The organism is Xenophilus sp. Marseille-Q4582, from assembly GCF_916700565.1.
GTDB lineage: Bacteria > Pseudomonadota > Gammaproteobacteria > Burkholderiales > Burkholderiaceae_C > Xenophilus.
Genome location: NZ_CAKAKO010000001.1, coordinates 902,590 through 914,301 on the forward strand (window position 1 = coordinate 902,590; position 11,712 = coordinate 914,301).

The following is an 11,712-nucleotide window of genomic DNA, read 5'->3' on the forward strand; positions in this document are numbered from 1 at the left end:
TTTTGCGGCAGAACGGGCGAAGAACCGTCAAAGATGCCGGCCAGATAGGCCTAGATTCCGGCAATCGACCTTCTCGGGCCCTCATTCTTCAGGCAACGGAGCTTCCCATGCATGTGATCGTTCTCGGCGGTGGTGTCATCGGCACCACCACGGCCTACTACCTGGCCCGGGCCGGCGCGCGCGTGACGGTGCTGGAGCGCCAGGACGGCGTGGCGCAGGAAACCAGCTTCGCCAACGCGGGCCAGGTTTCGCCCGGCTATTCCACGCCCTGGGCCGCGCCGGGCATCCCGCTCAAGGCCCTGAAGTGGATGTTCCAGAAGCATGCGCCGCTGGCCATCCGCCCCGACGGTTCGCTGTTCCAGCTGCGCTGGATGGCGCAGATGCTGCGCAACTGCTCGCCCGAGCGCTACGCCGTCAACAAGGAACGCATGATGCGCGTGGCCGAGTACAGCCGCGACTGCCTGCGCGCGCTGCGCGCCGAAGCCGGCCTGCAGTACGAGCAGCGCACCGGCGGCACGCTGCAGGTCTTTCGCAGCGCGCAGCAGCTGGACGCGGTGCAGCGCGACATCGCGGTGCTGCAGGAATGCGGTGTGCCCTACGAGCTGCTGGACCGCGCGGGCCTGGCCCGCGTCGAACCCGCGCTGGCCCGCACCGGCGGCGCGCTGGTCGGTGGGCTGCGCCTGCCCGGCGACGAGACGGGCGACTGCCACCTGTTCACCAACCAATTGGCCCAGGCGGCGCGCGCGCTCGGCGTGGCGTTCCGCTTCGGCGCGCAGGTCGAGCAGGTGCAGGCCGAAGGCGGCCGCATCAGCGGCGTGCGCGTGCGCCAGAACGGCACCGAGGAGCTGCTCACGGCCGACCGCTACGTGATGGCCTTCGGCAGCTACTCGCGCGCCATGGCGGCCGCGCTCGGGCTGGACCTGCCGGTCTATCCGGTCAAGGGCTATTCGCTCACGGTGCCGCTGCGGGACGCCAGCCTGGCGCCGCAGTCCACCGTGCTCGACGAGACCTACAAGATCGCCGTCACGCGCTTCGACCAGCGCATCCGCGTGGGCGGCATGGCGGAGCTGGGCGGCTTCGACCTGCGTCTGAACCCCGTGCGCCGCGCCACGCTCGAGAAGGTGGTGGGCGAGCTGTTCCCGGGCGGCGACCTGCCCGCCGCGAGCTTCTGGACCGGCCTGCGCCCCATGACACCCGATGGCACGCCCATCGTGGGCGCCACGCCGCTGGCCAACCTGTTCCTCAACACCGGCCACGGCACGCTGGGCTGGACCATGGCCTGCGGCAGCGGCAAGCTGGTGGCCGACCTGGTGACGGGCCAGCGGCCCGAGATCCGCACCGACGGGCTGGACATGGGGCGCTACGGCGGCTCGACCCGGACTGCGCCGCAGTGGCGGCCGGTGCATGCCGCTTGATGCCCCCGGCGGCCGGAGTTCGGTGCCGGTCCCGCTGCCCGGCTGACACGAAAAAAAACCGGCGCCTGGGGCGCCGGCTTTCTCACAGCCACGGACCGGGCCGCTGCAGCGGCTTGCCCCTGGAGCGGATCAGAAACGCGTGACCGGCGCGGGTTCCTCGCGCTTGTCGGCCGCGTACTTGCCCAGCTCCCACTTGGCGATGGCGTTGCGGTGCACCTCGTCCGGGCCGTCGGCGAAGCGCAGCGTACGGGCCTGGGCGTAGGCGTAGGCGAGCGGGAAGTCGTCGCACATGCCGCCGCCGCCGTGCACCTGCATGGCCCAGTCGATCACCTGGCAGGCCATGCTGGGCGCCACCACCTTGATCATCGCGATCTCGCTCTTGGCGACCTTGTTGCCGGCCACGTCCATCAGCCAGGCGGCCTTCAGGGTCAGCAGGCGGGCCATGTCGATCTTGCAGCGCGCTTCGGCGATGCGTTCCTGCGTCACCGTCTGCTGCGCCACCGTCTTGCCGAAGGCCACGCGCGAAGAGGCACGCCGGCACATCAGCTCCAGTGCGCGCTCGGCCAGGCCGATCAGGCGCATGCAGTGGTGGATGCGGCCCGGGCCCAGGCGGCCCTGGGCGATCTCGAAGCCGCGCCCTTCGCCCAGCAGGATGTTGCTGGCCGGCACGCGCACGTTCTCGAAGTACATCTCGACATGGCCGTGCGGCGCATCGTCGTAGCCCATCACGTTGAGCGGGCGCACGATGCGGATGCCCTTGGCGTCGGCCGGCACCAGCACCATGCTCTGCTGCGAATGCTTGGGCGCTTCGGGGTCGCTCTTGCCCATGGTGATGAACACGGCGCAGCGCGGGTCGGCCGCGCCGGAGATCCACCACTTGTGGCCGTTGATGACGTACTCGTCGCCCTGGCGCTCGATGCGCGTGCAGATGTTCGTGGCGTCGCTGGAGGCCACTTCGGGCTCGGTCATCGCGAAGGCCGAGCGGATGTTGCCGTCCAGCAGCGGCTGCAGCCAGCGTTCGCGGTGCTCGTCGGTGCCGTAGCGGGCGATGGTCTCCATGTTGCCGGTGTCGGGCGCGGAGCAGTTGAAGACCTCCGAGGCCCATGGCACGCGGCCCATCAGCTCGGCCAGCGGCGCGTACTCCATGTTGGTCAGGCCGCCGCCCTTCTTCTTGGCGATCTCGGCCGTGTCGTTGGGCAGGAACAGGTTCCACAGGTCCTGCTCGCGGGCCTTCACCTTCAGTTTCTCGATGACGTTCAGCGCGCTCCAGCGCTTGCCGGCGGCGGTGTTCGCGGCCAGTTCGGCGGCGTACTCGGCCTCGGCCGGGAAGATGTGCGCGTCCATGAAGTCGCTCACGCGCTTCTGGAGGTCCTTGGTTTTGGCCGAATAGTCGAAGTCCATGGGGTTTCCTTGGGAAGAATCAGGGGATGAGGCTCATGCCTTTTGGGCAAAGGCCCAGGCCATCTCGGCCATCGGGCGGGCGCCGCGGGCCGAAGCCACGGCTTGCTCGCTCGAAGCGGTACCGGCCTCGACCCGTTTGGCAATGCCTTGCAGGATCGCGGCCATGCGGAACAGGTTGTAGGCCTGATAGAAGTTCCAGTCGGGCGCAAGCGCCTCGGGCGTGGAAATGCGGGTGCGCGCGCAGTAGCGGCGGATGTATTCGGCTTCGCTCGGAATGCCCAGCGCGGCCAGGTCCACGCCGCCGATGCCGCGGCCGGTGGTGGGCGGCATGTGCCAGGACATGCAGTGGTAGCTGAAGTCGGCCAGCGGATGGCCCAGCGTGGACAGTTCCCAGTCGAGCACGGCGATCACGCGCGGCTCGGTGGGATGGAACATCATGTTGTCCAGGCGGTAGTCGCCGTGGACGATGGAGACCTTGCTTTCGTCCTTCGCGCTGGCCGGCATGTGCGCGGGCAGCCAGTCGATCAGGCGCTCCATGGCCTCGATGGGCTGCGACAGTTCGCCCGCGCCGTCGGCCGAGGCCTTGTACTGCTTGCTCCAGCGGCCGATCTGGCGCTCGAAATAGTTGCCCGGCTTGCCATAGTCGGCCAGGCCCTGGGCCGCGAAGTCGACGGTGTGCAGCGCGGCGATCACGCGGTTCATCTCGTCGTAGTAGGCGTCGCGCTCGGCATTGCTGAAGCCGGGCAGCGACTGGTCCCACAGCACGCGGCCTTCCATGCACTCCATGACGTAGAAGGCGCGGCCGATGACGGATTCGTCCTCGCACAGGCAGTACATGGTGGGCACCGGCACCTCGGTGCCGGCCAGGCCCTTCATGACCTTGTACTCGCGCTCCACCGCATGGGCCGACGGCAGCAGCTTGGCCACCGGGCCCGGCTTGGCGCGCATCACGTAGCTGCGCGTGGGCGTGATCAGCTTGTAGGTGGGGTTGGACTGGCCGCCCTTGAACATCTGCACCGTGAGCGGGCCCTGGAAGCCGTCCAGGTGCTGGTCCAGCCAGGCGGCCAGGGCCTCGGTGTCGAAGGCGTGCTGGGCGGATACGGGGCGGGTGCCTTCAAAGGCGCTGAAATCCTGGCTCATGCGTGTCTCGGGCTGTGGGGCGCCGGGCGCGGGCATGCGGCAGCGCACCGCACAGGGCCCGGCGGGGTGAGAAGAAAGAGGTGAGGGAAAAGAGGCAGGCCGGTTCGCCGGCCCGGCCGCGGGCCGCGCGCGGGCTCAGCCTCAGCTGTCGGCCAGCGAGATGCGCTGCAGCGCATCCCGGTCGAGCACCGCCAGGCCGGCCGGCTCGATGCGGATCGCGCCCTCGCGCTCCATGGACTTGAGTTCCTGGTTCACGCGCTGGCGCGAGGCGCCCAGCAGCTGCGCCAGTTCTTCCTGCGCCAGCTGCAGGCCGATGCGTGTCTGCGAGGCGTCGGCCAGGTTGGGCGTGCCGTAGCTGCGCACCAGGTGCACCAGCTGCTTGGCCAGGCGCGCGCGCAGCGGCAGGGTGTTGAGGTCTTCCACCAGCCCGAAGAGCGTGCGGATGCGCCGCGCCTGCAGGCGCATCAGCGCCTCGTACAGCTCCACGTGCGCGGCCAGGATCTTCTGGAAGTCGGCGCGCGCCACGCACAGGATGGTGGTGTCGCCATGCGCATAGGCATCGTGCGTGCGGCGGTCCCCGTCGAACATCGCCACGTCGCCGAACCAGATGCCCGGCTCCACGTAGGTCAGCGTGATCTGCTTGCCCGACACCGCCGTGGAACTCACCCGCACCGCGCCCTTCGCGCAGGCGATCCACGAATCCGGTGGATCGCCGCGTGCGGCGATCAGGTCGCCGTCCTTGTAGCGTTTGACGAAGGCGCATCGGAGGATGTCGTGCCGCAGCGAGGGGGAAAGGGAAGTGAACCAGCGACCACTGTTGATCGCCTCTCGTTCGTCGATGGTAAGAATGGGGTCGTCCATGTTCTGTCTTATTTGCGACTGGAATATCAGAGCTTGTCGCACGAGAGACGACGCGCCCCGGCGGCGCCTCGGGCCCGCGCGGCAAGGCTAGTGCCGGCTCGGCTTGCTTCTGGCAAGAAAGGCTTCGATGGCAGCGCCTGCGTTCGGGTGGTGCAGGTTGCGCACGAAGTGGTCACGCTCCAGGGCCAATTGTGTGTCCAGAGTCGACTGGGGCGCTTCGGCCAGCAATTCCTTGATGCTGGCCAGGGCGTTGGGTGCGCGCGCGGCCAGCCCGTCCGCCAGCGTCAGCGCCTGGTCCAGCGCGCGGCCGCGCTCGCACAGCAGGTTGACCAGGCCGGCCTGGTGCAGCCGTTCGGCGCCCAGGCGCTCGCCCCGCATCAGCCATTCGCTGGCCAGCTGGCGCGGCAGGGCGCGCGCGAGTTGCCAGCTCAGGCCGCCATCGGGCGAGAGCCCGACCTGGCTGTAGGAGGCGGCGAAGATCGCATCGCGCGCCGCCACCACCAGGTCGCAGGCCAGCGCCAGCGAGAAGCCGGCACCCGCGGCCGCGCCCTCCACGGCCGCGATCACGGGCTTGGGGAAGGTGCGGATGGCCTCGATCCAGCTGTGCAGCGCCTCGATGCTCTCGATCTGCACGGCCGGCTCCTTGGCGCGGTTGGCCTGCAGCCGCTGCAGCGAGCCGCCGGCGCAGAAATGCCCGCCGCTGCCCGTGAGCACCACGGCGCGGATGTCGCGGCTGCCTTCGGCGCCGTTGAGCGCTTCGACGCCCGCGGCGTACATGTCGGGCGAGAGCGCATTGCGCTGCTCGGGGTTGTGCAGGGTCAGCACCAGCGTGCTGCCCGCGCTGTGGCTGCGCAGTTCACCGGGCATGATTCGTCGCCGCAGCGCCCCACGAAGAGAAGGCGATGTTTTTCCGCCGGGCCGCCCCAAGGAAAAACGCGCCCCCTCGGGGGGCAGCGGACCGCGCGAAGCGGGCAAGCGTGGGGGTCAACATGTCACTCCTCCTCGTGCTTGAGGCTCAGGCCCAGCGCGCCGCGGCGGCGCAGCCACGGGCTGGGGCGGTAGCGCGGGTCGCCGTACACGGTCTGCAGATTGAACAGGATCTCCAGCACGCTGGTGGGCCCGTACAGGTCACCCATGGCCAGCGGGCCCTGCGGGTAGCCCAGGCCCAGCGTGACCGCGGTTTCCAGGTCGGCGGGCGTGCAGATGCGCTGCTGGCACATGTCGGCCGCGATGTTGACGATGCTGGCCAGCACGCGCTGCGTGACGAAGCCGCCGCTGTCGCGGATCACACTCACGGCCTTGCCGTCGCGCGCGAAGAGCGCATGCGCCGCATCGCGGAAGTCGGGCCGCGTGGCCGGGTTGGTGGCCAGCACGCGGCGCTTGGTGGCGGCGTCGTCCACCATCATGTCGATGCCCACGGTGCGCGTGGCGTCCAGCCGCTCCACCGCCGCCACGGTGGTCACGTCGAAGCCCAGCGGCGCGACCACGATCAGCGCCTGGGCCGAGGGTGCGCTGCCGCTTTCGAGTTGTGCGCCCAGCGCATGCACCAGGCGCAGCAGCTCGGGCCGGCGGGTGGCGCGCGGCGGGATCCAGACCGGAGGCAGGGCGTCGACGGTGGGCGCGGGCGGCTCGTCGGCCGTGACGGCGCTGCCGTCGGCATAGCGGTAGAAACCCTCGCCGGTCTTGCGGCCCAGCACGCCGGCGGCCACGCGCTGCGCGGCGATCACGCTGGGACGGTAGCGCGGCTCCTCGTAGTACTGGCGGTAGATGGATTCCATCACCGGATGCGAGACGTCCAGCCCCGTCAGGTCCATCAGCTCGAAGGGGCCGAGCCGGAAGCCGGCCTGTTCGCGCAGGATGCGGTCGATGGTGGCGAAGTCGGCCACGCCCTCGCTCACGATGCGCAGCGCCTCGGTGCCGTAGGCGCGGCCGGCGTGGTTGACGATGAAACCCGGCGTGTCCTGCGCCTGCACGGCGCTGTGGCCCATCTGGCGGGCGTAGCCCCGCAGCCGCTCGCACACGCTGTCGTCGGTGCGGATGCCGGCGATGACCTCCACCACCTTCATCAGCGGCACCGGGTTGAAGAAGTGGTAGCCCGCGAAGCGCTGCGGATGCGCCAGGCCCGCCGCCAGGGCCGTGACGGACAGGGAAGAGGTGTTGGTGGCCAGCACCGCCCCGGGCGCCACCACGGCTTCCAGCCGGGCCAGCAGCTGGCGCTTGACGGCCAGGTCTTCGACGATGGCCTCGACCACCAGGTCGCAGCCGGCCAGGCCTTCCAGCGTGTCCACGGCTTGCAGGCGCGCGGCCTGGGCTTCGCGCTGGGCCGGATCGAGCCGGCCCTTGTCGACCAGCTTGTCCCACTGCGCGCGGATGGCCGCCACCGCCTGCCCCGCCTGGCCGGGCACGGCATCGAACACGCGCACCTGGCTGCCGGCCTGCGCGGCGATCTGGGCGATGCCGCGGCCCATGGCGCCCGCCCCGGTCACCCCCACTGCCAAAAAGTTCACACCAGCCATGTTTTCACTGTTTCCTGTACATCAAATTAGTTAACAAAAGTGTCAGAATGTGACCACTTTCGACTTCAGGGGCTGCACCGTGCGCTTACACCCGACCGCCGCCCTGTTTGTAACCGCGTTGGCCCCGCCCGTGCTCGCGCTGGGCGTGGGGGCGCCCCAGGGCAGTGCCTGGATCGGCCAGCCGCTGGACCTTCGCGTGCCCTTGATGCTGCATGGCCAGGCAGCCGGCGGCTCCCTGTGCACCCAGGTGGAATTGCGCCAGGGCGACGCCGCCCGGCCGGAAGGCGGCGTCCAGTTTTCGCTGGAGGCCGGGGTGGATACCGACCGGCCGAACTTGCGCGTGCGCAGCCGGCGCCCCGTTGAAGAGCCTCTCATCCACCTTCGCGTGAAAGTGGGCTGCCAGGGCGCTCGCCCCTACGACTTCGTGCTGCTGGCCGATCAGCCGCCCGCAATGCCCGCGGGACGAGCGGGGCCGGCGGCACCCATGCAGGCGCCGGGCGTCGTGCCGGCCGCGCTGGAGCGCCCGGTTGCGCCGGCCGCGCGCGGCCCGGGCGCCCCTGCGGCAGCGGCGTCGGCGCGCGTGCAGGCGGCCGCGCGCTCGGCCAGCCCGCCCGCGCAGCGCAAGTCATCGGCCGCCCACGCGCCGGTCGCCCGCGAACGCCTGCCGCTCGACACGCAGGCGCCGGGCACGCTTTCCTGGCGCCCGGCCCGCGAAGCCGCCGGCCTGTCGGCGTCCGAAGTCGCCCCGGCGCCCGCAGCCTCGGCGGCGCCGGGCGGCCGTCCCGCATTAGGGGGAGTCGAGCGCACCACGCCGTCGGAAGCTGCCCCGGCAGAACGGCGCGCCCAGGCAAGCCGCGGCCCGCAGGCGCCGGCCGGGCTGCGCGATGAGTTGGGCGCGGCGCGGGACGGTCTCTATCCCCCTCCGCGGGAGGTTCTGTGGGGCCTGCTGCTCCTGCTGGCCGCCATTGCGCTGTGGGCCCTGTGGCCTGCGCCGCAGCGCATGCCCCTGGCCTTGCGCGCAGCCGAGGCCAGGCCGCAGGCGCGGATCCGGCGCGGGCTGCGCAAGCGCCGCGCGGCGGGGCCGCCCGAAACCGGGGACGACGCGCAGGACAAGGAGGCGGGCGACGCACTCCTGTATTTCCCGGCCGCCGTGTCGCGCCGCGAGTGGCTGGCGGGCGACAGCGAAGAAGAGGGCGAGCGCTTTGGCACGCCCGCCGATTCCGGCGCGCCGACCGGCACCGACGGTGGGCCTTCAGCGCGGGGGAGCGGGCCTCAGCCCGCCACGGACCACGCGCTGGACGTGGACGAGCTCTACGACGTGCAGCAGCAGGCCGAGTTCTTCAGTTCGCTGGGCCAGCACGAGCAGGCCGTCGAGGTGCTGCGCCATTACGTGGACCAGCACCCGCAAGCCAGCGCGGTGGCCTACCTGGAGCTGCTGCACCTTTATCACCAGTTGCGGCGCGAAGCCGAGTACGAGGCGTTGCGGCAGCAATGCCAGCAGGCCCTCAACGTGCGCGTGCCTGCATTCCGCCACTTCGGCGCCGTGGGGGGCCGCACGCTGGAGCACTACCCCGCGGTGCGCGCACGGCTGCAGGCGCACTGGCCGCATCCGCAGACGCTGGACATCATCGAGGAACTGCTGTTCCGGCGCGACGACGCGCACGAGGCCTTCGAGCTGGCGGCCTACCGTGAACTGCTCATGCTGTACGGGCTGCTGCAGGAGCAGCGGCCCGGTGAGGGGCGGCGCTGGCCTTCGCTGGACGAGTTGCTGCGCCTGCCGCGGCTGGAAGCGCCGGCGCCTGCAGCCGCTCCGGTCGCGGCCAGGCCCGTTGCCGGCGCCGGCGCGCCACTGCCGCACCGTCTTTCACAGCGGCTGGATGCGCAGCACCACCTCGACTTCCAGTCCCCCTGGCCGCCCGCGATGGGCCTGGACCTGGCACTGGACATGGACCTCACGCGCATGGAAGCCCGGCAGATCGACACGATCCCGTTGTCGCTGCGCCGCGCGGCCCCGGCGCCGGACGGGTCCGCAGGCGCGGAAGGCGTGGCGGATGTGAACGGCATGGACGGCAGGAGCGGCGGCGCCACCGCCGATGCCCGGAGATCGAAACAGGCGCGCGTGGGCGCCCTTGCGCCCTAGGCGCCCGGGCTGGCTGCCGGCGCCGCGCCGCGCTGGCGCCGCTCGATCCACAGGCCCAGCCCGATGCCCAGCAACAGGGCCGCCAGGCCGGCGGCCGGTATCCAGGCCGTGGCGCCCTGCGCCAGCAGCCAGCCGCCGCTGCCGGCCCCCAGGGCCTGGCCGGTGTACATGGCCGAGCTGTTGAGCGCCACCGAACCGGCCGCGAGGGCCGGCGCCAGCCCGACCAGCCGCGCCTGCTGCGCCGAGTTGGTGGAAAAGCAGCCCAGCCCCCACGGCGTGAGCACCAGGCACACGGCCAGCCAGCTGTGGCCCAGTCCCAGCGGCCAGAGCAGCAGCCCCAGCGCGATCAGACTGCTGCACAGCGTGACCATGTGGCCGGCGCCGAGCCGGTCGATGTAGCGGCTGGCCAGCATGTTGCCGATCAGCCCGCACAGGCCGAACCAGGCCCAGACCAGCCCGATCTGGGTGGGCGTGGCGGCCAGATGGTCGCGCAGCAGCGGCGACAGGTAGCTGGTCAGCACGAACTGGCCCGAGGCCTGCAGCACGGTGACTCCCACCACGCCCATCAGCAGCGGGTTGCCCAACACCCGGCCCCACGCGGCGCGCGACAGCGCCTCGGGGCGGATGCCCGTGGGCAGCACGCGCCACACCCAGCCGGCGCACAGCAGCGAGGCCAGGGCGATGACGAGGAAGGCGGCGCGCCAGCCGAAATGCCCGCCGATCAGCGCGCCGAGCGGCATGCCCAGCACGGAGGCCAGCGACCAGCCGAGAAAGACGAAGGTGACGGCCCGCCCGCGCTGTTCGGGCGGCACCAGCAGGCCCACGCAGGCCGCGGCCTGCGGCGTGAACACGGCGGGCGCGATCACCGTGAGCATGCGCGCGACGAGCACGCTGCCGAAGTCGGGCATCGCGGCGGCCACGGCATGGCCCAATGCATACCAGAGCAGCGCCAGCGCCAGCAGGCGCCGCCGGTCCCAGCCCGCGACCACGCTGGCCAGCAGCGGCGCGCCGACGCACATCACGAGGGCGGCGGCCGTGATCAGCTGGCCGGCCGTCGCCACGCCCACGTTCAGCGACGCACTCAGTTCGTTGAGCGTGCCGGCGACCACCATCACGCCGGAGCCGATGACGAAGTTGCCCGCCAGCAGCGCCCACAGGCTCGACGGCGTGCGCGCGGCGCTACCGGCCGGGCGGCTCACCGGCGGACCTGCAGCGCGCCGGGATTCACGATGTTGGTGGGATTGCCCTTGATGAAGCTGACCACGTTGTCGAAGGCCTGGCTGAAGTACAGCTCGTAGCTGTCCTGCTCCACGTAGCCGATGTGCGGCGTGCAGATGCAGTTCTCCAGCCGCAGCAGCGCATGGCCCTGCAGGGGCGGCTCACTCTCGAACACGTCCACCGCGGCCAGGCCGGGGCGACCGCGGTTGAGGGCGGCCAGCAGCGCATCGGCCTCCACCAGTTCGGCGCGGGAGGTGTTCACGAACAGCGCGGTGGGCTTCATGCGCTGCAGGTCTTCCAGGCGCACCAGGCCGCGCGTCTCGCCGTTCAGGCGCAGGTGCAGCGACAGCACGTCGCTCTGTTCGAACAGCGCCTCGCGGCTGGCCGCGGTCTGGAAACCGTCGGAGCGCGCGCGCTCGCGGCTGCCTTCGCGGCCCCAAATCAGCACCTGCATGCCGAAGGCCTGGCCGTAGCGCGCCACGATCTGGCCGATGCGCCCGTAGCCCCAGATGCCCAGGGTCTTGCCCTTGAGCACCGAACCCAGGCCGAAATTGGCCGGCATCGCGGCCGACTTGAGGCCCGACTGCTGCCAGGCGCCGTGCTTGAGGTTGCTGATGTACTGCGGCAGCCGCCGCATCGCGGCCATGATCAGCGCCCAGGTCAGCTCGGCCGGCGCCTGCGGCGAGCCACTGCCCTCGGCCACGGCCACGCCGTATTCCGAGCAGGCGTTGATGTCGATGTGCGGGCCGGCGCGGCCGGTCTGCGAAATGAGCTTGAGCCGCGGCAGCTTCTCGATGAGCTGGCGCGAGATCTGCGTGCGCTCGCGGATCAGGACAATGACATCGGCATCCTTGAGCCGCACGGACAACTGGCCGATGCCCTTGACGGTGTTCGTGTAGACCTTGGCGGCGTAGGCGTCGAGCTTGGCAGCACACTGCAGCTTGCGCACCGCGTCCTGGTAGTCGTCGAGGATCACAATGTTCATGGCCGGCCATTGTGCCTCGCACACCCATGCCCTTCG

Annotated in this window: 9 protein-coding genes; 2 read left to right on the forward strand and 7 right to left on the reverse strand. The window is 71.0% G+C overall.

What is annotated here, in order from left to right:
* The first annotated feature begins 107 nt into the window (after nt 1-107).
* Nucleotides 108-1,415 (forward strand): D-amino acid dehydrogenase, encoded by a 1,308-nt coding sequence (locus LG388_RS04165; RefSeq protein ID WP_370630096.1) that lies wholly within the window; start codon nt 108-110, stop codon nt 1,413-1,415.
* 129 nt (nt 1,416-1,544) lie between these two features.
* On the opposite strand, the gene LG388_RS04170 is transcribed toward LG388_RS04165, so the two are convergent.
* From LG388_RS04170 to LG388_RS04190, 5 genes are all read right to left on the reverse strand, one after another.
* Nucleotides 1,545-2,816, reverse strand: coding sequence for an acyl-CoA dehydrogenase family protein (locus LG388_RS04170; protein ID WP_225781561.1), 1,272 nt, complete (start codon nt 2,814-2,816; stop codon nt 1,545-1,547).
* 33 nt (nt 2,817-2,849) lie between these two features.
* Complete coding sequence (locus LG388_RS04175; protein WP_225781562.1) at nt 2,850-3,956, reverse strand: phosphotransferase; 1,107 nt, start codon at nt 3,954-3,956, stop codon at nt 2,850-2,852.
* A gap of 141 nt (nt 3,957-4,097) precedes the next feature.
* On the reverse strand, nt 4,098-4,817 hold the full coding sequence (locus tag LG388_RS04180; protein ID WP_225781563.1) for a Crp/Fnr family transcriptional regulator: 720 nt from the start codon (nt 4,815-4,817) through the stop codon (nt 4,098-4,100).
* A gap of 87 nt (nt 4,818-4,904) precedes the next feature.
* Nucleotides 4,905-5,684, reverse strand: a complete 780-nt coding sequence (locus LG388_RS04185) for an oxepin-CoA hydrolase, alternative type (protein WP_225781564.1) — start codon at nt 5,682-5,684, stop codon at nt 4,905-4,907.
* 125 nt (nt 5,685-5,809) lie between these two features.
* Nucleotides 5,810-7,333, reverse strand: a complete 1,524-nt coding sequence (locus tag LG388_RS04190) for a 3-hydroxyacyl-CoA dehydrogenase (RefSeq protein ID WP_225781565.1) — start codon at nt 7,331-7,333, stop codon at nt 5,810-5,812.
* 79 nt (nt 7,334-7,412) lie between these two features.
* Between LG388_RS04190 and LG388_RS04195 the strand changes: the two genes are divergently transcribed.
* Entirely contained in the window at nt 7,413-9,473 is a 2,061-nt protein-coding gene (locus LG388_RS04195; protein WP_225781566.1) for a FimV family protein, read from the forward strand.
* Here LG388_RS04195 and LG388_RS04200 read toward each other — a convergent pair.
* Entirely contained in the window at nt 9,470-10,672 is a 1,203-nt protein-coding gene (locus LG388_RS04200) for an MFS transporter (RefSeq protein WP_225781567.1), read from the reverse strand. The two genes, LG388_RS04195 and LG388_RS04200, sit on opposite strands and share 4 nt — an antisense overlap.
* Nucleotides 10,669-11,676: a D-2-hydroxyacid dehydrogenase family protein gene (locus LG388_RS04205; protein ID WP_225781568.1), complete on the reverse strand. Its 1,008-nt coding sequence runs from the start codon at nt 11,674-11,676 to the stop codon at nt 10,669-10,671. Before LG388_RS04205 ends, LG388_RS04200 begins: the two co-directional genes overlap by 4 nt.
* Between the last annotated feature and the right edge of the window lie 36 nt (nt 11,677-11,712).

Coding starts and splice junctions, on each gene's coding strand:
- LG388_RS04175 (WP_225781562.1), bottom strand. CDS start 3,956: ATGAGCCAGGATTTCAGCGCCTTTGAAGGCACCCGCCCCGTATCCGCC.
- LG388_RS04185 (WP_225781564.1), bottom strand. CDS start 5,684: ATGCCCGGTGAACTGCGCAGCCACAGCGCGGGCAGCACGCTGGTGCTG.
- LG388_RS04170 (WP_225781561.1), bottom strand. CDS start 2,816: ATGGACTTCGACTATTCGGCCAAAACCAAGGACCTCCAGAAGCGCGTG.
- LG388_RS04205 (WP_225781568.1), bottom strand. CDS start 11,676: ATGAACATTGTGATCCTCGACGACTACCAGGACGCGGTGCGCAAGCTG.
- LG388_RS04190 (WP_225781565.1), bottom strand. CDS start 7,333: ATGGCTGGTGTGAACTTTTTGGCAGTGGGGGTGACCGGGGCGGGCGCC.
- LG388_RS04165 (WP_370630096.1), top strand. CDS start 108: ATGCATGTGATCGTTCTCGGCGGTGGTGTCATCGGCACCACCACGGCC.
- LG388_RS04180 (WP_225781563.1), bottom strand. CDS start 4,817: ATGGACGACCCCATTCTTACCATCGACGAACGAGAGGCGATCAACAGT.